At 62.7% G+C, this 23,141-nt stretch carries 23 protein-coding genes and 2 pseudogenes; 20 read left to right on the top strand and 5 right to left on the bottom strand.

Going from position 1 to position 23,141, the window contains the following annotated elements; translation table 11 throughout:
- On the bottom strand, nucleotides 1–1,434 hold the full coding sequence (locus tag ACN1C3_RS28460; RefSeq protein WP_419119055.1) for a PLP-dependent aminotransferase family protein: 1,434 nt from the start codon (nucleotides 1,432–1,434) through the stop codon (nucleotides 1–3).
- Nucleotides 1,435–1,633: 199 nt separating this feature from the next.
- On the opposite strand from ACN1C3_RS28460, the pseudogene ACN1C3_RS28455 reads away from it, so the two are divergent.
- Nucleotides 1,634–2,074: pseudogene (locus ACN1C3_RS28455) on the top strand (carboxymuconolactone decarboxylase family protein).
- A gap of 236 nt (nucleotides 2,075–2,310) precedes the next feature.
- Here the strand turns inward: ACN1C3_RS28455 and ACN1C3_RS28450 are convergent.
- Entirely contained in the window at nucleotides 2,311–2,619 is a 309-nt protein-coding gene (locus ACN1C3_RS28450; protein ID WP_419119074.1) for a hypothetical protein, read from the bottom strand.
- 190 nt (nucleotides 2,620–2,809) lie between these two features.
- Here ACN1C3_RS28450 and ACN1C3_RS28445 point away from each other — a divergent pair, with 190 nt between their 5' ends.
- The 13 genes from ACN1C3_RS28445 to ACN1C3_RS28385 all read left to right on the top strand — a co-directional run bounded on the left by ACN1C3_RS28445 (nucleotide 2,810) and on the right by ACN1C3_RS28385 (nucleotide 15,613).
- The gene (locus ACN1C3_RS28445) at nucleotides 2,810–3,541 is read left to right on the top strand and encodes a secretin and TonB N-terminal domain-containing protein (RefSeq protein WP_419119054.1); all 732 of its coding nucleotides are present in this window, start codon (nucleotides 2,810–2,812) and stop codon (nucleotides 3,539–3,541) included.
- Complete coding sequence (locus ACN1C3_RS28440; protein ID WP_419119053.1) at nucleotides 3,538–4,083, top strand: RNA polymerase sigma factor; 546 nt, start codon at nucleotides 3,538–3,540, stop codon at nucleotides 4,081–4,083. The genes ACN1C3_RS28445 and ACN1C3_RS28440 overlap by 4 nt, the downstream gene beginning before the upstream one ends.
- 37 nt (nucleotides 4,084–4,120) lie before the next feature.
- The gene (locus ACN1C3_RS28435) at nucleotides 4,121–5,062 is read left to right on the top strand and encodes a FecR family protein (protein WP_419119052.1); all 942 of its coding nucleotides are present in this window, start codon (nucleotides 4,121–4,123) and stop codon (nucleotides 5,060–5,062) included.
- A gap of 411 nt (nucleotides 5,063–5,473) precedes the next feature.
- Nucleotides 5,474–6,085, top strand: a complete 612-nt coding sequence (locus ACN1C3_RS28430; protein WP_419119051.1) for a transposase — start codon at nucleotides 5,474–5,476, stop codon at nucleotides 6,083–6,085.
- Between the two features lie 53 nt (nucleotides 6,086–6,138).
- Entirely contained in the window at nucleotides 6,139–7,725 is a 1,587-nt protein-coding gene (locus tag ACN1C3_RS28425; protein ID WP_419119050.1) for a ShlB/FhaC/HecB family hemolysin secretion/activation protein, read from the top strand.
- Between the two features lie 13 nt (nucleotides 7,726–7,738).
- Nucleotides 7,739–9,538, top strand: a complete 1,800-nt coding sequence (locus ACN1C3_RS28420) for a DUF2341 domain-containing protein (protein WP_419119049.1) — start codon at nucleotides 7,739–7,741, stop codon at nucleotides 9,536–9,538.
- A 13-nt stretch (nucleotides 9,539–9,551) separates the two neighbouring features.
- Complete coding sequence (locus ACN1C3_RS28415) at nucleotides 9,552–9,977, top strand: ExbD/TolR family protein (RefSeq protein WP_149658241.1); 426 nt, start codon at nucleotides 9,552–9,554, stop codon at nucleotides 9,975–9,977.
- Between the two features lie 2 nt (nucleotides 9,978–9,979).
- Nucleotides 9,980–10,684, top strand: a complete 705-nt coding sequence (locus ACN1C3_RS28410) for an energy transducer TonB (protein WP_419119048.1) — start codon at nucleotides 9,980–9,982, stop codon at nucleotides 10,682–10,684.
- Between the two features lie 38 nt (nucleotides 10,685–10,722).
- Nucleotides 10,723–12,423 carry a putative porin gene (locus ACN1C3_RS28405; protein WP_419119047.1) on the top strand — a complete coding sequence of 567 codons (1,701 nt, stop codon included), beginning with the start codon at nucleotides 10,723–10,725 and terminating at the stop codon, nucleotides 12,421–12,423.
- A 17-nt stretch (nucleotides 12,424–12,440) separates the two neighbouring features.
- The gene (locus tag ACN1C3_RS28400) at nucleotides 12,441–13,070 is read left to right on the top strand and encodes a DNA repair protein (protein ID WP_419119046.1); all 630 of its coding nucleotides are present in this window, start codon (nucleotides 12,441–12,443) and stop codon (nucleotides 13,068–13,070) included.
- Nucleotides 13,071–13,087: 17 nt separating this feature from the next.
- Nucleotides 13,088–13,567, top strand: coding sequence for a YbjN domain-containing protein (locus ACN1C3_RS28395; RefSeq protein ID WP_419119045.1), 480 nt, complete (start codon nucleotides 13,088–13,090; stop codon nucleotides 13,565–13,567).
- A complete protein-coding gene (locus ACN1C3_RS28390; protein WP_419119044.1) occupies nucleotides 13,564–14,487 on the top strand; it encodes a peptidylprolyl isomerase in 924 nt (307 codons plus the stop codon). Before ACN1C3_RS28395 ends, ACN1C3_RS28390 begins: the two co-directional genes overlap by 4 nt.
- 145 nt (nucleotides 14,488–14,632) lie before the next feature.
- Entirely contained in the window at nucleotides 14,633–15,613 is a 981-nt protein-coding gene (locus ACN1C3_RS28385) for a LysR family transcriptional regulator (RefSeq protein WP_419119043.1), read from the top strand.
- A 46-nt stretch (nucleotides 15,614–15,659) separates the two neighbouring features.
- On the opposite strand, the gene ACN1C3_RS28380 is transcribed toward ACN1C3_RS28385, so the two are convergent.
- Both ACN1C3_RS28380 and ACN1C3_RS28375 read right to left on the bottom strand, forming a co-directional pair.
- Nucleotides 15,660–16,268: a prepilin-type N-terminal cleavage/methylation domain-containing protein gene (locus ACN1C3_RS28380; RefSeq protein ID WP_419119042.1), complete on the bottom strand. Its 609-nt coding sequence runs from the start codon at nucleotides 16,266–16,268 to the stop codon at nucleotides 15,660–15,662.
- A complete protein-coding gene (locus ACN1C3_RS28375; RefSeq protein WP_419119041.1) occupies nucleotides 16,265–16,717 on the bottom strand; it encodes a GspH/FimT family pseudopilin in 453 nt (150 codons plus the stop codon). The genes ACN1C3_RS28380 and ACN1C3_RS28375 overlap by 4 nt, the downstream gene beginning before the upstream one ends.
- 120 nt (nucleotides 16,718–16,837) lie before the next feature.
- On the opposite strand from ACN1C3_RS28375, the gene ACN1C3_RS28370 reads away from it, so the two are divergent.
- Nucleotides 16,838–17,266 carry a type II secretion system protein N gene (locus tag ACN1C3_RS28370; protein ID WP_419119040.1) on the top strand — a complete coding sequence of 143 codons (429 nt, stop codon included), beginning with the start codon at nucleotides 16,838–16,840 and terminating at the stop codon, nucleotides 17,264–17,266.
- Between the two features lies 1 nt (nucleotide 17,267).
- Here the strand turns inward: ACN1C3_RS28370 and gspI are convergent, their stop codons facing one another.
- Entirely contained in the window at nucleotides 17,268–17,648 is a 381-nt protein-coding gene (gene gspI, locus ACN1C3_RS28365; protein ID WP_419119039.1) for a type II secretion system minor pseudopilin GspI, read from the bottom strand.
- A gap of 147 nt (nucleotides 17,649–17,795) precedes the next feature.
- On the opposite strand from gspI, the gene gspG reads away from it, so the two are divergent.
- From gspG to ACN1C3_RS28340, 5 genes and pseudogenes are all read left to right on the top strand, one after another.
- Entirely contained in the window at nucleotides 17,796–18,254 is a 459-nt protein-coding gene (gene gspG, locus ACN1C3_RS28360; RefSeq protein WP_419119038.1) for a type II secretion system major pseudopilin GspG, read from the top strand.
- Nucleotides 18,255–18,262: 8 nt separating this feature from the next.
- The gene (gene gspK / locus ACN1C3_RS28355; protein ID WP_419119037.1) at nucleotides 18,263–19,237 is read left to right on the top strand and encodes a type II secretion system minor pseudopilin GspK; all 975 of its coding nucleotides are present in this window, start codon (nucleotides 18,263–18,265) and stop codon (nucleotides 19,235–19,237) included.
- On the top strand, nucleotides 19,234–20,400 hold the full coding sequence (gene gspL, locus ACN1C3_RS28350; RefSeq protein ID WP_419119036.1) for a type II secretion system protein GspL: 1,167 nt from the start codon (nucleotides 19,234–19,236) through the stop codon (nucleotides 20,398–20,400). The genes gspK and gspL overlap by 4 nt, the downstream gene beginning before the upstream one ends.
- Complete coding sequence (gene gspM, locus ACN1C3_RS28345) at nucleotides 20,393–20,938, top strand: type II secretion system protein GspM (RefSeq protein ID WP_419119035.1); 546 nt, start codon at nucleotides 20,393–20,395, stop codon at nucleotides 20,936–20,938. The genes gspL and gspM overlap by 8 nt, the downstream gene beginning before the upstream one ends.
- Nucleotides 20,935–23,095 (top strand): annotated as a pseudogene (locus ACN1C3_RS28340) (type II secretion system protein D). The gene gspM and the pseudogene ACN1C3_RS28340 overlap by 4 nt, the downstream one beginning before the upstream one ends.
- Nucleotides 23,096–23,141: the final 46 nt, after the last annotated feature.

Here is a 23,141-nt window from a genome sequence, read left to right as displayed (position 1 = left end):
TCAGGCCACCTGCCGCAAAATGTCGCGCAAACGGTCCAGCGCGGTGTCGATGTCCAGGGTTTCGACGGCGCCAAACCCCATGAGCAGCCCTGCACGCGGTGCTTGCTGATAGAAAAAGCCTTCAATGGAATAGAGCCCGACTTCGACTTTTCTGGCCAGTTCGATGATCAACGGGATGTCGATGGGCACTTTGCACAGCACCACCATGTGAAACCCGGCGACAGTCGGCACGGCCTCAAACCAGGGTGAGAGATCACCCGCCATGCGCGCCAGGAGCCGCTCGCGGCGCCCGGCGTAGATCGTGTGGCACCGGCGAATGTGCTTGAGCAGGCAACCCTCGGCGATGAATTTGGCCAGCGCCCATTGCGGCAGGGTGGAGGTGTGCAGGTCGGTGAGTTGCTTGGCGCGGATCACCGCTTCGAGAATCGCGGGCGGCAGAATCGTGTAGCCCAGCCGCAGCTCTGGCAGCAGGGTTTTCGAGAACGTGCCGACGTAGGCGACGATGCCGCGCTCGTCCATGCTTTGCAGCGAATCAGTGGGCCGGCCTTCGTAGCGAAATTCGCTGTCGTAATCGTCCTCGATGATGATCGCGCCCAGCTCATAGGCCCGTTCCAGCAGGGCGACCCGACGCGCCTGGCTCATCGGCATGCCCAGTGGGAATTGATGAGACGGCGTGACATAAATCAGCCGCGTGCCGTCGGGAATCAAGTCGACCTGAATGCCCTCGGCGTCCACCGGCACCCCGACCACCGTGGCGCCGTGGCTGCCGAATAGCAGCCGAGCCGGCGGATAACCCGGGTCTTCCATCGCCACCAGGCTGCCGGCCTGGATCAGTACTCGGGCTATCAGGTCCAGGGCTTGTTGGGCGCCGTCGCACACCACCACGTCTTCGTCCTGGCAATTGACCCCACGGGAAAACGCGATGTGCCGGGCAATCGCATGACGCAGCGCCGGCAGGCCTTCGGGCAGGCTGTAGAAACCCTTGGAACCGGCAATCTGGCGTAACGCGTGAGAGGTGCAGCGCCGCCAGTCGTCCAGGGGGGACTGGCCTTTGCTGGTGGCGCCGCCGATAAAGTCGTAGCGCAGCGAACCCTCCAGCGTAGGGTGACGCAGGAACACCGGCAGATTGCGCCAGGACTCGATGACCTCGCTGCTGGCCAGTTCCGAGTGGCTCTGCTTGCGCTGGATTTTTGCCGGGCGTGCGTTGACGTAAGTGCCTTTGCCGATCACCCCGGTCAGGAAGTTTTCGTAGGTCAGTTGCGAGTACGTGTCGGAAATGGTCTTGCGCGAAATCCCCAACTGCTCGGCGAGCAAGCGGCTGGGCGGCAGTTGCGTGCCGGCTGCCAGTCGGCCGGTTTCGATGGCGCTGCGCAGTTGTTGGTACAACTGGCCTGCCAAGTCCTTGCGGCCGTTGATGACAACGTGAAGTTCCATACCGGCGGGGCTCCTGAGGCGACTGTGGGTCGCGCAAGATTACCCCCATTGCGCCGTCGCATAGAAGTTGCGTGGGCAAATAGGACTGAATTGGCCTAAGTCCGGATGGACCCTGGATTTTTCGTTGAATTGGATCTGTAACGCCTGCGCATCAGCGCCTGCCGTGAATACACCTATTTCCGCGCTACGAGGCTCTGCCATGAATCCCCGCCTGGACTACTACAGCGCCTCGCCCAAAGCGATGAAAGCAATGATTGCCATGGAAGCGTAGACCAGCGACCTGAGCATCGAACCGGCCTTGCTGCACCTGATCAAAATCCGCGCCTCGCAACTCAATGGCTGCGCGTTCTGTACCGACATGCACTCGGTGGATGCCCGGCGCCTCGGCGAGACGGATCGGCGTCTTTACTCGATTGTGGTCTGGCGCGACAGCAGCTTCTTCACCCCCCGGGAAAGGGCGGCGTTGGCCTGGGCTGAAGCGGTGACGCTGCTCTCCGAAAGCCACGTCCCGGACGAGGTCTATGCGCTGGCGCGGGAGCAGTTCAGTGAAGGTGAGCTGGTGGACCTGACCGTTGCCGTGACCACGATCAATAGCTGGAATCGGTTGGCCGTGAGCTTCCGCCAAACCCCCAGCGATTGAAATTATCGCTTGGCCTGAGTGACAACCCTTGTGGCGAGCGAGCTTTTGTGGCGAGGGGGCTTGCCCCCGTTGGGTCGCGAAGCGGCCCCCTGCATTCTTCCCGGCCCACTAAGTGGACTGGATTTACGACTGCTGCGCAGCCGAACCGGGTGATGCGGCATTCCGACAAACCCCCTCGCCACAAAGGCCCCTTGTCACAAGGATTGTGCTTAATTCAGCACTAATGCAGGGCCAGTTCACTTGCCTATCAGCAACGGGGAAGTCCCGACAGTCGGCGCCGGCCGTTGCGGTTTCACCGACGTGCCAAAGGTATTGCCCATCCGCGTACTGGTCGCCGCCGGCGTGGCCAGCCCCAGCTGATTGGGCGGGCGCTTGTTGACCGGGTCGTTCATCGCCTCCTGATTCTTCTGCGCCGCCGTCGCGCCCTCGGGGTTGTTGCCCATCTGCTGGCTCAGGCAGCCGTAGTCCGGCGCTTTGTAGCCACCGACACTGACCTCGACACACCCCGGCGGTTGTTCCGCCTGCACCGCGCTCACGCCCACCATCAGCAGCACGCCTGCCACCCCACTCACTATCGGCTTCATCACTGGCCTCCTGGCCGACCCGGTTGGGCCGTTCTGGGGGTTGAGTCTAGTGCAAAGCCCTTGACCGCCCCGTGATGGTTTTTTTGCACCGATCGTCACACCAGAGTCATAAACAGCCCTCAGGATGACGGTTTTCAGGGGTACGTCATCCGTGCAGCGAGGCAGAGCCAGGGACGGGCATCGTGGTTCAGTGTTCAGGGCTCGAAGCGTGTTGCGCGGCGTGGTGTGCCTGTGGCTGTTGATGTGGCTGATGCCGGCCCGCGCCGAAGTCGCGCCGCCCCAGGCCTGGAACACCTACGACATTGCGGCGCAGGAGCTGAGCAGTGCTCTCGACGCGTTCAGCCGCAGCAGCGGCATGGCGGTGCTCGTGGATCGCCAGTTGACGCGCGGTCGGCGTTCGATCGGGGTTCAGGGCCGCTTAACCGCTACTCAAGCCTTGAACACCTTGCTTGTCGGCACCGGATTGATGGCGCGTTACGCGCGCGCGGATGCGTTTACCTTGCAGGTTGCACAAGTTGCGCCAGTGCCGTTGCCGCCGGGTGCCGCCGCCAGTGGCAGCAGTCAGGTCGGCAGCAGCTATGCACTGGCGATTCAATCGGCCATTGAGCGTCGATTGTGCGCGTCGCCCTTGACCCGCCCTGGCGGTTATCGGGCGTTGCTGCAAGTGTGGATCGGCCGCGATGGCGCGGTGCAACACAGTCGGCTGGTCACTTCCAGCGGTAATGATCAGCGCGATGCGGCGCTGGTGGACAGCGTGCAACACCTCAGGATCGAACGTTCGCCGCCCAGCTCATTGCGCCAGCCAGTGACCCTGCTTCTCGTACCGGACTCATCAGGAAAACGCATGGAATGCACACAGCAGCAAGGAGCCCTCGGGGCATGAAAGACAGCGGACAGAGTTCGATGGTCAGGTTGTTCCTGACGTCCTACGACGATTTCAAGGTGCGCCTGCGCCGCCGTCTCGGCTCCGAAGACCTGGCCAACGACGTGCTGCACGAAACTTACCTGCGGGTGGACCGCATGGAAGCCCCGCCGAACATCGTCCAGCCCAACGCTTACCTCTATCGCATGGCCCTGAACATCGCCGCCGACCGTCGCCAGGCCGATGCGCGGCTGTTGACGGGCAGTGAAGTCGAGGAACTTTTGCAGATGTCCGACGACGCCCAGGACCCGGCGCGGGTGGTGGGCGGGCAGAAGGAAATCCAGACCCTGCTCAAGGCCCTTTACGAGCTGCCCGCGCGACGCCGTAAAATCTTTATCGCCGCGCGCCTGGAAGAAGCCCCACACCTGGAAATCTCTCAGCGTTTCGGCATCTCCACGCGCATGGTCGAGAAGGAAATCAAAGCGGCGTTGGGGCACTGCGCGGCCCGTTTGGAAAGAAAAGTGATTCAGCGGTTCGGTCCCGGGGCAGGAAAACCGTCTTGATAGAAGAGAATGAACTAATCCGTGAGTATCCCCGCGCTTGAACATCTTCCGTTTCCCATCGCCTGAGCCTTCACCCGAAGATCGCTTGCACAGCGAAGCCCGGGACTGGCTGATCCTGCTGACCTCTGGCCAAGCCACCGTCGCCGACGCCCGGGACTTGCGCCAGTGGTGCGCGCAAAGCGCCGAACACGTGCAAGCCTTCGAGCGCAGCAAGGCGTTGTGGCACAGCCTGAAACCGGCCACCGAGGCTATGCAAGCGCCGCGGCATTTTGGGCGGCGAGCGTTTTTGGGGGGGGCAGTGGCCGCGTCGGCAGCGCTGTTTTTGGTGCGATACACCGTGCCGGGCGGCTTTTCCGGGATCGGCGCGGACTACATCACCGAAGTCGGCGAACAGCGGCGATTCGAGCTGGGCGAGGGCGTCAGCCTGGAACTCAACACCCAGACCCGCGTCAGTCGCCGAACCCTGGCCGACGGTGGACAAAGTATCGAGGTGTTGAGCGGCGAAGTCGAAGTGCTGGCGCGGCAAACCACACCGTTGAAAGTGCAGGCCGGGGCAGGGTGGTTGAGCGCCAGCCAGGCGCGCTTCAACCTGCGCAACACCGACCAGAGCGTCTGCGTCACCTGCCTGGAGGGTGCGTTGCAGATAGACGTGCAAGGCCAGCGCATTCGCTTGGAATCCGGCCAGCAACTGACCTACAGCGCCCAACAAGTCAGCGCCCCGAAAGCCGTCAACACCTCCGACGTGATCGCCTGGCGTCGGCAGGTGTTGGTGTTCAATGACGCGACGTTGAGCCAAGTGATTGACGAGATCAACCGCTACCGGCCAGGCATGTTGTTGCTGCTCAACACCGAGCTGGGCAAACGCAAGGTTCAGGCGCGGTTCAGCCTGGATCAATTGGCGGGCGTGGCGTTGCTGATTCGCGATGCGTATGGCGCGACCTGTACCGAGTTGCCGGGTGGGGTGGTGGTGCTCAGCTGAGTGCTGGGTTGCCTGGACCAACGCCTTCGCGAGCAAGCCCGCTCCCACAGTTGATCTTCAGTAAACACAGAACCTGCGTTCAACAGTAATCCCCTGTGGGAGCGAGCCTGCTCGCGAAAGCGGTGGGTCAGTCAATATCAATATTGGATGACAAACAGCCTTCGCGAGCAGCTTCGCTCCTACAGGAGGTCATCGTCGTACACAAAATTTGTGTGCACCGCAGATCCCTTGTAGGAGCAGAGCTTGCTCGCGAAAGCGGTGGATCAGCCACCCTCCATCCTCAATCCGATATGAAGCTTTCATGACAAAAGTTCGGTAGCACTTCGCCAGTCCGGTCATGCCTATGTGACGCGCTTGAGGGGGCCCAAGGGCCACTTTTTTAAGCCGAGGCGGGACGCCGGGAGTGAGGCAATGGGGACTATGGAACGCTACTCGAAAGTGGGCATGCAAGAGCTTGATCAACGCTTGTCGAAGATCGTCGAAGCCGCGCGCAAGAAGCCGGTTTCGGTGTATCGCTACGGCGCGCCGTGGGTCGGGATCGTGTCGCAGGATGACTGGCAGGGCGCGCTGAAAGAGGTGTCCAGCTACATTCCGCCGGGCCATTCGCTGGTGCTGCTGCGCCCACAAATCGATGACTTGCTCGATGACCATCGCGACGTCCTGGCCGGCCTCAACGCCGAGCCCGGCATGCTCATCGCCCCGCAAACGGTCATGCATATCCTGTTGTTGCAACTGCTGTATTCGGTGCCCAGCGAGCAGCAACTCTACGAGCAGCTCAATTACAACCTGCTGTTCCGCTGGTTCGTCGGCCTGGACCTCAATCAAAAGGTCTGGAGCTTTAGCGTCCTCAGTCACGACATCGCCGCCCTGCTGAACAACCCGCGGGCGGTGCAACTGATCCAGAAAATCATTGGCGAAGTGTTCTGCGGTGCCTTGCTGCAAATGCCGGAGTTCTCCTTGAACTTCGCGCTGTTGCACACATGGCTGGGCAAACACGCCGCGACATCGACAGCAAGCAATTGAGTGGGCCAAACGCCGGGCAAACGGCGACGGTCATTTCGAATTCAGGGGGTGGTGTGGAGCATCTTTTCAAGACGCGGCTAGGGCTGTGGGGTTGGCTGCTGATGGCGGCGAGCGCGCAACCGGTGTTGGCCGAGGACGCCGTGCCAGGCAAATTGGTCGATGTGAACGAGTACTTCGTGCGCGGCAACACCGTGCTCGACGCTCGGGCCATCGAAGAAGCGGTGTACCCGTTTCTCGGCCCGCAAAAGGCCCTGACCGACATCGAAGGCGCCCGCGAAGCGTTGCAGAAAGCCTATCAGGCGCGCGGCTATCAGTCGGTGTTCGTCGAGTTGCCCGAGCAGAAGGTCGAGGACGGCATCGTCTACCTGCAAGTCAGCGAAACCAAGGTCGGCCGGGTGCGGGTGGTCGGTGCCAAACACTACTCGCCGCTGGATATCCGCGAAGACGTGCCAGCGCTGAAAGAAGGCGAGGTGCCGGACTTCAGCAAGGTCCAGAGCGAACTGGCGCAACTGAACAAGACCCCCGGCCGCCAAGTGATGCCGCTGGTGCGCGAGGGCCAACGTCCCGGCACCATGGACGTGGATTTGCAGGTCGAGGACCAGAACCCGTGGCAGGCCAGCGTCGGGTTGAACAACGACTACAGCGCCGACACCGAAAAGCTGCGCACCGTCACCAGCCTGGGCTACAACAACCTCTGGCAGCTCGGTCACAGCCTCTCGCTGACGTTCTTCACCGCGCCGCAAGACACCGACAACGCCAAGGTCTGGTCCGGTTCCTACACCGCGCCGTTGAACGAGCGCTGGAGTGTGCAGTTCTCCGGTTATCAGTCCGACAGCAACGTCGCCACCATCGGCGGCAGCAACGTGCTGGGCAAAGGCCATTCCTATGGCGTTTCGGCGATCTACACGCTGCCGTCCAGCGGCAACTGGTCCAACTCGTTGTCCGCCGGCATCGACTTCAAGGACTTCGACGAGCAACTGACCCTCGGCGGCGAAAGCGACAAGGTACCGCTCAAGTACGCACCGTTCACCTTCGCCTACAACGGCTTTCGCTACACCGAAAGCAGCCAGTTGGGCCTTGGCCTGAGCCTGGTGGCGGGCACCCGCAGCCTGTTCGGCTACGGCAGTTCCGACGAAGACTTCGACTACAAACGCTACCGCGCCAGCCCCAGTTTCGCGGTGCTCAAGGGCGACACCCATTACACCTACACCTTCGCCAGCGACTGGCAGACGGCGAGCAAAGCCGCGTTCCAGTTGGCGTCCGGGCCGTTGGTCTCGAACGAGCAATTCTCTGCCGGCGGCGCGACTTCGGTGCGCGGCTATCTGGCCGCCGAACGCACCGGTGACGACGGGGTCCTGCTGAGTCAGGAGCTGCGCACGCCGTCCTTCGCCAAGTACCTCGGCCCTTACGTTCAGGAGTGGCGTGTCTATGCCTTTGCCGAAGGTGCGCAGTTGTACCTGCGTGACGAACTCCCGGATCAGGACGCCGATTACGCCCTGGCCAGTGTCGGCCTGGGCACCCGCGCGAGCCTGAGCAAATGGCTGTCCGGCAGCCTGGATTGGGGGTATCCGCTGCTGGACGGGCCGAACACGCAAAAACACGATTCGCGCCTGCATTTCAACCTTCAGGCCACATTCTAAAAGGAGCATTTTCATGCAGCGCTTATTCATCGCTTTCTTTATCTGCCTGGGCTTCGTGCTCCCGGCTACCGCCCAGGCCTGGTGGCAGGACGACTGGCATTACCGCAAGCAAATTGCCGTGGACACCACGCCGCAAGGCGCGGCCATCAACGAAGCCCTGGGCCGCACGGCGCTGCTGGTGCGTTTGCACACCGGCAACTTCACCTTCGACGGGGTCAAGGAGGACGGCTCGGACCTGCGCTTCGTCGCCGCCGATGACAAAACCGTGCTCAACCACCAGATCGAAAGCTTCGACCCGTTGATGGGCATGGCGCTGATCTGGGTCGATGTGCCGAAGGTGGAGGGCGGTCAGCGCCAGGACATCTGGATGTATTACGGCAACCAGAAAGCCCCGGCCAGCGGCAACGGTCAACTGACGTTTGATCCGAATTACACCGCGCTCTATCACTTCGACGGCGCCAACGGCACGCCGACCAAAGACACCACCGCTTACGGCAACACCGCCCAAAGTGCGACTGGCGCGAGCATCGACGGCGTCATCGGTCGGGCCTTGCAGTTCAGTGGCCAACCGTTGCTGCTGCCGGCCAGTCCTTCGCTGCAACACAACACCGGCAGCGCGTTTACGTTCAGTGCCTGGTTGCGTCTGGATCAAGCCACGGGTGAGCAACTGGTGTTGGCCCGACGTGAAGGCGCCAATAGCCTGCTGCTGGGGTTGAACCAGGGCATGCCGTTTGTGGAAATCGACGGCCAGCGTGCCGTGTCGACGCAACCGCTGAACCCTGGCCAATGGCAGCACCTGGCGCTGAGCGCCGAAGGCGGCAAGGTCTCGCTGTACGTCAATGGCCGCGAAACCGCGAGCCTGGCGGTGGCAATGCCGGCGTTCAACTCGGTCATGGCCATCGGTGCCGACCTGTCCGCCAGCGCTTACTTGCCGTTCTCCGGCGCCATGGATGAGTTGCGCCTGTCCAAGGTTGCCCGTCCGGCCGCGCTGTTACTGGCCGACGCCACGTCCCAGGGCGCCGAATCGAAACTGGTGGCCTACGGCGTCGATGAAGAACAGTCGGGCTACGGCTTCGGCAGCCTCGGTTTTCTGCTGAACGCGGTGCCGCTGGACGCCTGGGTGATCATCGCCGTGCTGGTGCTGATGATGTTCCAGTCGTGGGTGATCATGATCCGCAAGAACCGCATGGTCAGCCGCGTCAGCGCCGCCAACGAAGGCTTTCGCGAGCAGTTCGCCAAGGTCGGCACGCGCCTGGAAATGTTTGCCGACGATCAGGACCTCGCCCAGCGTTTGCAGCATTCGTCGCTGTGGCGTCTGTACATGGTCGCGGTGAAGGAAATTCGCACCCGCCGCGAGCAGGGCGCCGACACCTCGTCGGTTTCGGCCGCGACCATCGAAGCGATCCGCTGCTCCATGGATGGCGTGCGTACCCGTGAGAACCAGGCCCTCAGCTCGAAACTCTCGACCCTGTCCAACGCCATTGCCGGCGGGCCTTACATCGGCCTGCTCGGCACCGTGCTGGGGATCATGGTGGTGTTCCTCGGCACGGCGATGGCCGGTGACGTGAACATCAATGCGATCGCCCCCGGTATGGCCGCCGCGTTGCTGGCCACCGCCATGGGCCTGTTCGTCGCGATCCCGGCGCTGTTTGGCTACAACCGCCTGATTACCCGCAACAAGGAAGTCAGCGCTGATATGCGGGTGTTCGTCGACGAGTTCATCACCCGCCTGGCAGAGATGCACGGCGAGCGCCAGTTCAGTGAATCGGCCCATCGCCGTGGCAATCACACCAATACGTCCGTACCGGCCTGAGGAGCGAAAGAACATGGCTTCCGTAAATGCTTCCCACGACGACGAAGACGATGCAGCGGTGGACACGATCAACATCACGCCGTTGGTGGACGTGCTGATGGTGGTGCTGGTGATGTTCATCCTCACAGCCACCGCCCAGGTCTCGGGCATCCAGATCAACTTGCCGAAGGCCAGCGCCTCGGTGTCGTTGTCCGAAGCCAAGACCAAGGCGATTTCGGTCAACGACGGCGGCCAGGTGTTCCTCGATGCCTACCCGGTGACGTTGGCTGAGTTGGAAGATCGGCTGCGCATTGAGAAGGCCCAGAGTCCGGATTTCCCGGTGATCGTGCGCGGCGACGCCCAGGTGCAGTACCAGAAAGTGATCGAGGTGCTGGACTTGCTGCGGCGTCTGGAGTTGTCCCAGGTCGGTCTCGTTACCGGCAAACCGAGCCAGGGCTGACCATGACCGCACAACAACCTTTCAAGCCGTTGCCGGTGAAGCAGTCCCCGGTGCGCTTCCTCAAGTGGGGCGCGGGGCTGCTGCTCGGCGCCGTCGCGGCGTGGTTTCTGTGGCAATGGGCCAACGACATGAGCGGCATCCGCCGAGAAGCGCCGAAGGTGCCGACGATCATCCCGTTGCCGCCACCGCCACCCCCTCCGCCGGAGAAACCGCCGGAGCCGGAAACCCCCGTGGAAGAAAAAATGGTCGAGCCACAGCCAACCCCAGAGCCGGAAGAGGTCAAGCCTGCGGAAGAGGCGCCGCCATCCCCGGCCGACGATTTGGCCAACCCGATGCAAATGGACGGCGATGCGCAGTCCGGCAACGACGCCTTCAACATCGGCGCGGGCAAGGGCGGCGGCATGGCCGGGGCCGGCGGCGGGCGCGTGGGCAACGGCACCTACAGCCAGTTTCTGGCCTTCACCTTCCAGCGGTTGCTGCGGGAGAACCCGGACCTGCGCAACCTGGCGTTTTCGCTACAGGCCGATGTCTGGCTGAGCAGCGTCGGCGAAATCACCCGGGTCGAGCTGGTCAAGTCCAGCGGCAAACCCGACATCGACACCCAGGTGCTCGCGGCCTTGCGCAGCGCGCCGCACCTGAGCGAACGGCCACCGGCCTCCATGACTTTGCCTGTGCGCCTGTCCCTGCAAGGGCGGCGTCCGGGTTAACCGAATTATAAACAGTTTGCCAAAGGAGTTGTGTGCAGATGATTTCCAACGTGAATCGATTGTCCCTGGCGCTCGGCATGGTCATTGCGACCCTGGTCGGGCACGCAGCGGCAGCCCCTGCGCCCTCGGAAAACGCCACGATCAATCTGATCCGCTTGCTGGTCGAGCAGGGCATTTTGAAGCAGGACAAGGCCGATGCGCTGATCGCCCAGGCCCAGAACGAAGCGGCGCAGGCGCGTCAGGCAGCGAGTGCGCCGACGGCGGTGGCGGCCGGTCCGGTCGCCGCGCCGGGGGATGTGCGGGTGCAATATGTGCCGGCCGCCGTACGTGATCAGATCCGCGATCAAGTGAAAGCCGAAGTCATGGCCATCGCCAAACAAGAGAACTGGGCTCAGCCCAACACGTTCCCGGATTGGGTGTCGCGCATCAGTTTCGACGGCGACATTCGCCTGCGGGACGAATCGCGTTACTACTCCGATACCAACAGCAACCAGGTCGTCGACTTCGCCAAACTCAACAACAATGGTCCGTACGATGTGAACCCCAACAGCAGCACCAATTTGCCGCCGTTGCTCAACACCCGTGAAGACCGCTCCAACCTGTTCCGCCTGCGGGCCCGTCTGGGCATGAAAGCGGTGCTCGCGCCGGACTGGACCGCCGGCATTCGCCTCGGCACCGGTTCGGACAACAACCCGGTGTCCACCACCCAGACCCTGGGTGGCGGCTTTGGCAAGAAAGACATCTGGCTCGATCAGGGCTACCTGAGCTGGAAGGCGACGAATGATTTGACGCTGACCGGCGGGCGGATCGCCAACCCGTTTTTCTCCACCGACATGCTCTATTCCAATGACTTGAACTTTGACGGCATCGCGGCGATTTTCGACCACAAGCTCAGCCGCGACTGGGGCGTGTTCGGCACCGTCGGCGCGTTCCCGGTGGAGTACACCAACGACACCAGCACCAGCAATGGCCTGGACAAGGAAGACAGCGACAACAAGTGGCTGTACGGCGCGCAGGTGGGCGCCAAATGGGCGATCAACAGCAACAACCGACTCAAAGGTGCGCTGGCCTATTACCGTTTCGACGACATCCAGGGCGAGCGCTCCAGCCCCTGCGCACCCTGGGCCGGCGCGCCGGGTTGCGACACGGACGGCAGTCGCTCGGCGTTCATGCAGAAGGGCAACAGCGTGTTCCTGCTGCGCGATATCACGCCCAACCCGCTCAACCCGGCCGCCACGCCGCAGCCGCAATTTGTCGGCCTGGCTTCGGAATTCAACCTGCTGGACCTGAACCTGGTGTGGGACGCCGACCTGCCGAATGACTTCAAATTGCGCAGCCAGGGCAACTACATCCACAACCTCGGTTACGACGAAGGCGACATGCAAAAACGCTCTGCCGGGCAGATCGTCAACAACCTCGACAGCAGTGGCAACGTCGAAAGCGGCGCCAATGCGTGGATGGTGCAATTCACCCTCGGCAGCGAGCTGGAGTTGAAGAAGCAGGGCGACTGGAACTTCTTCGCAGGCTACAAATACATCCAGCCGGACGCCTTGCCGGACGGCTTCAACGATTCGTCGTTCCACTTGGGCGGGACCAACGCCAAGGGCTATTTCCTGGGCGGCAATTACGGCCTGGCCAAGAACGTCTATGCCACGGGCCGCTGGTTGAGTTCCGAAGCGGTGTACGGCGCGCCGTTCGACATCGATGTCTTGCAGCTTGAAATCAACACGCGCTTCTAGCGCGCAGGGAGAGCTTCATGAAATCACTATGTGTGCTGCTGACGCTGGGGCTGCTGTTCGCCCAGGGCGCGAGCGCCGAAGGCATGGAAGAACGCCTGCGTACCCAGTTGCGCAGCACCACCCAACAGTTGCAAGCCCTGCAAAGTCAGCAGGCCCAGGCCAGCGCCGCGCAACTGGCGGCGCAGGGCGAAGCGAAGGCGGCCCAGGCGCAAATCAAGCAATTGAGCGCTGAACTGGCCAAGGCCAAAGGCGTGGCCGAACAACTGGCCGGCCAGCAAAGCAGCCTGCAAAACCAGGCCCAGGCGCAAGTGGCGGCCAGCAGCGAGCAGATCGGCAAGTTCAAGAAGGCTTATGAAGAGTTGTTGGTCATGGCCCGTGCCAAAGAGGCAGAACGGTCAAAGCTTCAGGCGCAATTGGCTGAACGTGACACACAAGTGCAGCAATGTTCAGTCAAGAATCAGCAGATGTATGGCGTGGCCAAGGAGATTCTCGCGGCCTACGAAAAAATCGACGTCGCCGACGTGATGAAGATCCGCCAACCGTTTGCCGGTGGCGCTCGGGTCAAGTTCGAAGAACTGGCCCAGGGCTTCGGCGACGAACTCTACAAGACGCAATACGACGCGCCCCAGGCGGCGGTCGCTCACTAAATCCAAGGATGAACTCCATGACTCAATTGATCAGCCACGTATCGCCGCAATCCCTGACCGACGTACTGCAAGCCGCCGGGTATCGGGTCAATCAGACCGAACAGAACGGCATCGTGCAATTGCTCAGCGCCAGCCAGGGCATCGGCTACGCCGTGCGTTTCGGCAACCCGGCGGTGGAGCAGGGCAGTTACGTCGACTTCACCTTTAGCTGCGCCTTGCGCGTACAAGGCGAATTGCCGGCTGGCCTCGCCGAACTGTGGAACGCCTCGCGGCGCTTTGCCCGGTTGTCGGTGCAGGGCGAGTTTCTGGTGATGGAAATGGACGTGGTGGTGGCTGCCGGTGTCAGCGCCGATCACCTGAAAGGCAACCTGGAATTGTGGGACCGTTTGCTGCAGGAGTTCATCGTGTACCTGCGTGAATACAGCCAGAACGCCGCGCAATTGCAAGCTCAGGCGCAAACCGTCGAGCCTGTGCCACACGAGGTGCCGGCCCTGTGAAAAAACGAACGGCAGTGGTCAGCGTCGGTGCGCTGACTTTGCTGGTGGTGGCCGTTGCGTTGGGGCTGCGACCGGGTAACGACCCGGTGGCGGCCCAGCAGCCGACACCCTCGGCAGTGAATGTGAACGGGCCAGCGGTGGCGCGACTGGGTAATCAGTTGGTCACACCGGACGAGTTGAAAGCCTTGCTCGCCACCGTTGCGCCTGAGGTGCGCGAGCAACTGCGCGGCAATCGCGGGGCGCTGGAAAGCTGGATTCGCTCGCGTCTGGCGCAAAAGGCTGTGCTGGAACAGGCCGACGCCCAGGGCTGGCGGCAACGCCCGGAGGTGGAGCAGCAAACCCGCGCGGCCACCGAGCAGATTGTCTTTCGCGACTACTTGCAGTCGGTCAGCCAAGTGCCGGCCGATTACCCCAGCGCGGCTGAATTGCAGCAGGCTTACGAGGCTGGCAAGTCCGGGTGGGTGACACCGCCGATGTACCGGGTCAGCCAGATTTTCCTTCCGGTGAATGACCCACAAAGCCTTGAAACCGTACGCAAGCAGGCACTGGAACTGAGCAAAAAAGCCCAGGCCGCACCGGGCGATTTTGCCGCGTTGGCGGGACCGGGCGATGTCAGCGATACCGGGCTGCAACCCTTGCAGCAACTGGTGCCCGAGGTGCGCGGCGCGGTGTCGCGGCTGAAAGTCGGCGCCGTTTCCGAACCGGTGCAAAGCGCGGCGGGTTTCCATCTCATCAAACTCACCGAACAACAACCGTCCCGCGTCGCCACCCTGGACGAACTGCGCGAGCGCCTGACATTGGCGCTGCGTGCCCAGCGTCAGGAGCAAATTGCCAAGGCCTATCTGGAAGGCATGCTCAACACCGCGACGTTGAGCATCGACGGTGCGGTGTTGAACAAAGTCCTGGAGGAAAAACTTTAGATTTACGGCGCTGTGGAGGGCGCTTTCGCGGGCCTCGCTCCTACAGGACGGCGTGTTTTTTGTAGGAGCGAAGCTTGCCCGCGAAGGCGCCGGACGAATCGCCACACATGCTCCAAACCAAACAAAGATCGACAGGGAGTCATCGATGTCATTCATAGAACCCGCAGGACGCCAGGGCACCATCGATTACCGCGCGCCGTCGCACACGCCCAATGACTGGCTGGCGCTGGCCGCCGGGATCGAGGACGACGTGGCGCAGTACTTCATGGTCAGCGCCCGGTGTGGCTGTTTCATGCAGGCGGCGCGCAGTCTCAATATCCGGGCGACCGTGTTGCGCAAGCAATTGGCGCAGCTGGAGGCGCGGTTGCAGCGTTCGCTGTTCAGCTTCCAGGGCAGCGCCCTTACCCTCAGTCGCGAAGGCCAGCAACTGCACGCGCAATTGACCGTCCTGGCCCACGAACGCAGGTTGCCGGTGGTGGAACAGCCCTCCATCCGCCTGGCCGTGGCGGAATCGCTGCTGCATGACATTCTTGGCCGGGATCTGATTTCTTTACTGCGGCGCAACGCGAGCATTCGCCTGGAAATCATCTCCCTGGACAGCGAACTCGCCTTGCAATCGGTCAGTGCCGATGTGGTGTTGTGGCTGACGGCCGGGGATTCGCCGTTGCCTGGCCCCACGTTCACCACCGGTGAGCCACAACGCCTCGCGCAACTGAGCTACCTGCCGCACATCGCCAAACGCTATTCCCGGGTGACGGCGCGGCCGGACAGCGTCGACGACCTGGCCGATTTCATGTTGGTGCAATGGCAGCACGATCGGCAGGTTGACGGCTTTCGGCCCTGGAACAACCTGGTGGAACAACGCCTGGCCGGGGTGGTGAAGTTGCAGTCCTATGCGCTGATGCTGGACATGATCCGGTGCAGCGCCTGCATCGGCCTGCTGCCCGCTTACATGACCCGTTACGACCGCAGCCTCGTGGCCTTGCCGGGACTGTTCAGCGAACCGATGCAGCATCAGGTGTGGCTGGCGGTGAATGACGAGACCGAGGACGTGGCCGAGGTGCAGATGATTGCGCAACTGATCCGCAACACCTTCGCCGAGCGGCGGGAGTGGTTTGAATCGTAGCTCCGCCGTATTGCGAAAGCCTGTAGCAGTGGCAATCAGGGGGGCGTCAGTCCAGCGGGCCCATGACCTGGCGATACTTTTCTACCCCTTGCGGTGTCTTGCGGGTCAGGCTGACCTCGATGCCCAAAGGGTTTTCCTTGCGGTTGCCGCTTAACGTGCGCCAGCCCTTGTCTGCCTCCCAGACCCGCAACGTAGCGTCGCTGACGTCATTCAACACCGCGACGCCGTCCGTGGGGGCGGGCAGCGGGTAGCGGCTGCGAGCCGGTGCAATCGCCCGGTACAGCACATCACCCTTGAGCCACCAGCGCACCCGTTGCACTTCACCGTTGCCATCGGCCGCCGCGCGGATCACCTCCAGGCGAAAGCCCTTGCCTTCGGTACTGCGCACGCTCAACGCGGGTGGGGCGTTGGGCGCCTCATTCTCTTCACCGGGTTTCAGCGGTTCCGCCAACTCGGTGCTCGCGCGCAACGCGACGTCCCGTTCCATCTGGTTCAGCGCCCGCAGCAAGGCTTCGGTCTGTTCGGTGCTGGCCTGTAAATGCGCGTCGGCGCGGGTCACGCTGTCCAGTCCGCGCCAGGCAATCAGGCTGACGATTGCCATCAGCATGATCGCGACCATCACCTCTATCAGGGTAAAACCTTGTTGCGCTTTCATTGCACGCTCACCTGACCGGCCGCACTGCGTTGCACGGCGATGCTGTGTAAGCCGTCGGAGAGCGTCAGCCGCAGCGGTGGGTTGATCCATTCGGCGTTCAAGACGATTTTTTGCCGAGGCTCGACACTCACCGCCATGCCCGGCGTCTGCCAGGGCCGAGGCCGCAATTGTGAGTCGTTGTTGAAGTGCTCGAAGCCCTTGCCGCTGTCATTGCGGCGGCTGAAATGAAAACCCTTGGCGTCGGCCCGCCAGGTGATCGGACGCCCATCGGCCCGGGCTTCGGCCTGGGCCACTTGCAGCAACTGCGCCACTTGTGCGGCGTCTTTACGCAGCAGGTGCAGCGGGTCCGGTTTGATGCTCAGGCTGATGGCCGCACTGGCGATGCCGATGATCACCAGCACCACCATCAACTCGATCAGGGTAAAGCCGTGTTGTCTGAAACCGTTCATCCGCTGCGCGCTCCTTTGCGTCGATTTTCATCGTGCACGGTGAAGATGATGAGTGTGTGAAATAAAAACGTGAACATTGCGCTGTACGCTCGGGGCAGGGACTAAAAGGAGATTCAGCCCATGTCATTCACCGAGCGGTTTTCCGCGCCACAACTGGTTCAAACGTTTGCCGTGCTGGCGGCGCTGGCCGGCATCGTCACGTGGTCGTCGCTGATGCTGACGTCTGCCCAGTCACGCACCCCGGACATGGCGCCGCCCCTGAGCGCGATCCGCAGCGATAACCCGGCACTGCAATGGTTTTCCAATCAGGCGGCGGTCGACATCAAGGTCAGCGGGGTCATGGCCGGCGCTCGTGGGGCGGTGGCGATTCTTAGCCTCAATGGCGGTTCACCCCGGAGTTTTCTGGTGGGGGAAAGCGTGAGTCATGGGGTGAAAGTCGTGGCCATCGAAGGTGATGCGGTGGTGATCGAGCGGGGGACGGATAAAAGCCGCCTCGAGCTCAGCAAATTGCCGGATTCGCCGTTTTTGCCGGACTTGTTGAAACGCTAGATCATTTCGCCGCTGGCCGGCTCAATAAGGTATCGAGCCGCGCCAACGGTGGCGCCTCGCGGCTGCGATCAAACACCTGCAAGCCAACCTGCAACAACCGGCCATTCTGTGCGCTGCCAATGGCTTGCTCGCAGCGCAGCAACAACCGCCCCTGATCACATTCGACCGCTCGAAAACCCGATGGCAATCGACCTTCAAGCCGCAGTTCTGCCAGGCGACTTTGCGCTGCCAGCAACGCAATCGAGCGGTCGCGCAACAGCCCGTTGCTCTGGGTCATCAACCCGGCCACGCGCACGGCGGCGGACATCGCCACGGCGATAATTGCCAGCGCCACCAGCACTTCGATCAGGGTAAAACCGGCTTGTCGGGAAGGGCGTCGCATCGGGGGCTCGAACGGTTTGAATGAGCCGCAGGTTAACGCTCCGGGCTTGACCGCTTGACGACCAAAGCTCCCGAGGATTTTCAACGTCACTGACATATCTTCTTGCAACACTGCGCGTCGAATCGAATCAAGCCAGGGAATGACGAGATGGATATCGCACACTGCACAGCATTCAAACACAACCCTCGTCGGCATCATGGGCAGGGCGGTTTCACCCTGATCGAAATCATGGTCGTGGTGGTGATCCTCGGGATTCTGGCCGCCATGGTGGTGCCCAAGGTACTGGACCGCCCGGACCAGGCCCGGGCCACGGCCGCCAAGCAGGACATTGGCGGCTTGATGCAGGCCCTGAAGCTTTATCGCCTCGATCACGGCACATACCCGAGCATGACCCAGGGCTTGAAAGTGCTGGTGGAACGTCCCGCCGATGCGAAGAACAGCAACTGGCGCTCGTACCTGGAGCGCTTGCCGAATGACCCGTGGGGCCGGCCTTACAACTACTTGAACCCGGGGGCGAATGGTGAAGTCGACATCTTCTCCCTCGGCGCCGATGGCCAGCCTGACGGCGACGGCGTCAATGCCGATATCGGCTCCTGGCAGCTCTAAGGCCCGGCATGAAAACCTATTCGAAGCAACGCGGCATGGCGATCATCAGTGCGTTGCTGATCGCGGCGGTGGTGGCGGTGATTGCCGGGGGCATGCTGACCCGCCAGACCGTGTTCACCCGCAGCCTTGAAGCCGAACAGTTGCGGGTGCAGGGCACTTGGGTGCTGCACGGCGGGATCGAAATCAGCCGCCAGTTGCTGCGGGATGCGCATCAGCGTGACCCGTTGACCCGACTGGATCAGCCGTGGGCGCAGCCGATTGTGATGAGCCCGTCAGGTGTTGTGGTGCGCACCTTCGACGGGCGCCTGGAGGATGAGCAAGGCAAGTTCAACCTGCGCAATCTGGTGGCCAACGAGCGGATCGATGACGAGCAGTTGCGCAACTTTCAGCGCTTGTGCCAATTGATCGGGGTGAATGCTGCCGTGAGTCAGCGCATCAGCCAACGGGTGATCGCGGCCTATCCTCGGTTGCTCAATCCGGGGCTGGCGGACAAGGCCCCGGTCAACAGCGGCCTCGACAGCGGTCGTAGCACCTCGCCCAATGCCGTGCGCAAACCCGAGCCGGCCACGCGTCCGATGCTGCGCAGTGTCGACGATTTGCGTGGCATCGAAGGCGTCAGCGACGCGCTGATGGCGAAAATCAGCCCGTTTATTACCATCCTCCCGGCCAACACTTGGCTCAACGGCAACACCGCCAGCGCCCAGGTGTTGGCGGCGTATGTGCCGGGCTTGTCGATCGAGCGCGCCCAGGCGTTGGTTGCCGAGCGTGATGGTGGTCAGTGGTTTATCAACCGCGGCGACTTTGTGAATCGTCTGCGCATGCCCGAGCTGGAGTTGACGACGATCAAGGTCGGCATCACCAGTGACTGGTTCCGCCTGCGCGGACAAGCCCGCAGCGAACAACACCGGGTCAGCCTCGACGCGTTGCTGCGCCGTACCGAGAACCGTTTGCCCGAGGTGATCTGGTCGCGGGTGGGCGTATGAGCCTGGTGCGCGTGGCCTTACCGCCCCTGGCGCAACTGACCCTCGAAAGCCCCGTGAGCGTCACTTGGCTGGACCGTCAGGGTCAGGTGACTCGCGAAGGGCAGAGCACGTTGCTGCAATTGGGACAGGGCGGCAAAACCCCGGCGATTGTTTTTTTCCTGCACCCCCAGGACAGCCTGCTGGCGAGTATGGACTTGCCGCTGCTGCCTGCGGCAAAAACCGTCGCGGCGGTGCAGTGCGCGGCGCAGTCGCTGATTCTCGGCGCCAGCGAGCAGATGCACATTGCCCACAGCCCACGGGATGCGCAGGGTCGGGTGCATATTGCCTGGCTGTCCCGGCAATGGCTGAGCGAGTTCGGTCAGTTGTTGCGTCTGGCCCGATTGACCCTGCGCGGGTTGTACCCGGCCGCTTATGGCTTGCCGGTGAATGCCGCGGGCCTGTACGAAGATCATCTGCTGGTGCGCCATGATCTGGAGCACGCGCGGGTGCATCCGCATTTCGAGGAAGCATTGAGTGATCTGTTGCTGGAAGCCGGCAGCGGTTTGCAGTGGATTGGCGAAGCGCCGCCGCAGGGGAGACTCAAACCTCTGCCCGAGGCGCAACGCTGGACCGGTCCGTTACCCGGCTGGGGCTTGCACGGGGGTGTTCAGCAACGCCGTGCCAGTCAACCGGGTTGGGGCCGCGCGGCGGTTTTTTGCGCGGTAGCGCTGGCGGTCTGGTCCCTCGGCCTGAACCTGTACGCCGCCCGCGAAGCTGCGCAAGGGCAGCAACTCAAGGCGCAGATGAATCAGCGGGTGAAACAGGCCTTTCCTGAGTTGCCGGTGATTCTCAACCCGTTGCAGCAGGCGCGACAGCAACTGACCGCGCGCCAGGCCAGCGCCGCGACCGACGCCACCCAGCGTTTTTCCAGTCTGGTCTTGCAAGCGGGCAGCGGCATGCCGTTCATGGCCGGCAGTGTGCAAAGCCTGGTGTTTGAAAAAGGCGAACTGCAATTGAGCCTGCTGGAAGACGCGCGGCGAAACACCGCCGACAAGGCCTGGCAAACCGCGCTGACCCAGGCTGGCATCGACGTCAGCGCCACCGAGGCGGGTTGGGCACTGCGCCCGGCGGCCGAATCAACCGCCAGCGAGGCGGACACCCACGCCGGAGCCGACGATGAATAAGCAATCCTTGATGCGGTTGCGGGCCCGTTGGCAGCACTTCAATGGTCGCGCACGGGTGATCTGGCAAGGCCTGGCCCTGCGGGAAAAACGCATGGTCGCGGGCACTGCACTGGTCCTCGGCGGGCTGTTGATCTGGTTGCTGTTGATCCAGCCACCGCTGAAAAAAATCGATTACTGGCAAGCCGAAACCCCGAAATTACGCGCGCAAACCGAAGCGCTGGACGTGTTGCTGCGCGAGGTCGCAACCCCGCCCGCTGGGCAAAACCTCGAGCAATCATTGCAGCAAACCCTCGATGCCAGTGGACTGGCTGGGCGCTACAAGTTGCAGCCTGAGGGTGCCGCGTGGCGTCTGACGTTCGAGGATGCCCCAGCCGATGCGGTGATCGGCTGGCTGTTGGGCAATCCCCGGCAGTTTTCACTGGAGGTGGTCGAGGCCCGTTTGCAACGCGCAGACAACCCCTCGACCGAAGTCACTGCCGGCACTTTGTCAGGCACCGTTCGCATGGATCAGGCGCAGGGCGCTAAGGAAGCTTCATGAAGTGGTCAGGATCCAAACCGGCACGTCTGGCGTTGCCGATGCTGCTGATGGCATTGAGCGCGTGCAGCACCACCACGCCACAGAATCAGCCACCGTTGCTGGTCGACAGTGAACTCGGACGGCCGCTGGCCAACACCCAGCGCAGCGGCGATGCGCTGGTGGATCGGCAGCGGGCGCAAACCCCGACGCCGCCGCGGCCGCAGCATAAAATCATTAACCTGGCGCGCGGTGGCGCTGCCAGTCGCAGCAGCACATTGCCGAGCAATCCACTGGGCGATCAACCGGTGACGCTGAATTTCGTCGAGGCCGACATTCAGGCGGTGGTGCGGGCGCTGTCGCGTTCCACCGGTCAGCAGTTTCTGGTCGATCCACGGGTCAAGGGCACGCTGACCCTGGTTTCCGAAGGTCAGGTGCCGGCGCATCAGGCCTATGACATGTTGCTGGCGGCGTTGCGCATGCAGGGCTTCAGCGTGGTCGATGTCGGCGGTGTCGCGCAGGTGGTGCCGGAGGCCGACGCCAAGCTGCTCGGCGGGCCGATCTACAGCGCCGACAAACCGGCCGGCAACGGCATGCTCACGCGCACCTTTCGCCTGCAATACGAAAATGCGGTGAACCTGATCCCGGTGCTGCGCCCGATCGTCTCGCCGAACAACCCGATCAACGCCTACCCCGGCAACAACACCATCGTCATCACCGACTACGCCGAGAACCTGACGCGGGTGGCGCAACTCATCGCGGGCATTGACACCCCGAGTGCCATCGACACCGATGTGGTGCAGATTCAGAATGGCATCGCGGTGGACATCGCCGGCATGGTTTCGGAGTTGCTGGAACAACCGGGCAACGACCCGACCCAGAAAATCTCGGTGATCGGCGACCCGCGCTCCAACTCGATCATCATTCGCGCCGGCAGCCCGGAGCGCACCGAGCTGGCGCGCAACCTGATCTACAAACTCGACAACGCGCAAAGCAACCCGAGCAATTTGCACGTGGTGTACCTGCGTAACGCCCAAGCGGCCAAACTGGCCCAGGCGTTGCGCGGCTTGCTCACCGGGGAAAGTGAAAGCGGCAGCGGCGACAGCGGGCGTTCGGTGTTGAGTGCAATGGGCGGCGGTAACGCCGGTGGCGGGCAGAACGGCCAGAGTGGCAGCCAGAGCAGCACCAGCCAGACGTCGACCTCCGGCAGCAACACCGGCAGTGGCAACGGTTACGGGCAGGGCGCCAGCACGTCGGGCGGTCAAACCGGCGGCCAGCAGAATGAGCAGAGCGTGGCTTTCAGCGCGGGTGGCGTGACGATCCAGGCCGACGCCACCACTAACACCTTGCTGATTTCCGCACCGGACCCGCTGTACCGCAACCTGCGGGAAGTCATCGACATGCTCGACCAGCGCCGTGCGCAACCCCGGCATCGGCAAGGTCATGGACCTGAAGGTGCTGGCCCACGCGCTCAAGAGCAAGGGCGGCACCAACGTGCTGTCGACGCCGAACCTGTTGACCCTGGACAACGAAGCGGCGAGTATTTTCGTGGGCCAGACCATCCCGTTTGTCAGCGGCAGCTACGTGACCGGGGGCGGCGGCACCAGCAACAACCCGTTCCAGACCGTGACTCGCGAAGAGGTCGGCTTGAAGCTTAATGTACGGCCGCAGATCTCCGAGGGTGGCACGGTCAAGCTCGATATCTACCAGGAAGTCAGCAGCATTGATGAGCGTGCTTCGGCCAGTTCGACCTCGGCGGGCATCGTCACCAACAAACGCGCGATCGACACCAGCATCCTGCTCGATGACGGGCAGATCATGGTCCTTGGCGGCTTGCTGCAAGACGGCTACAGCCAGAGCAATGAGGCGGTGCCGTGGCTGTCGAGCATTCCGGGGATTGGCGCGTTGTTTCGCAACGAACGCCGGGCGATCACCAAGACCAACCTGATGGTATTCCTGCGCCCGTACATCATCCGCGACAGCGCCGGCGGGCGGGCGATCACCCTCAACCGCTACGACTTCATGCGCCGCGCCCAGGGCGGGCTGCAACCGGAACGCAGCTGGGCCATGCCGGACATGCAGGCGCCGCAATTGCCCGCGGCGGCGCAGGGCGTGCCGGTGGTGAATGCGCCGCCGAGGGCGACGATTCGCGCGGTGCCGGCCTCCGGGAGTACGACGTAATGATCCGCACACCCTTCCCCTGTGGGAGCGAGCCTGCTCGCGAAGG

It is taken from the genome of Pseudomonas sp. H11T01, assembly GCF_048515765.1.
Lineage (GTDB): Bacteria > Pseudomonadota > Gammaproteobacteria > Pseudomonadales > Pseudomonadaceae > Aquipseudomonas.
This window is presented reverse-complemented; position numbering and strand designations above follow the sequence as displayed.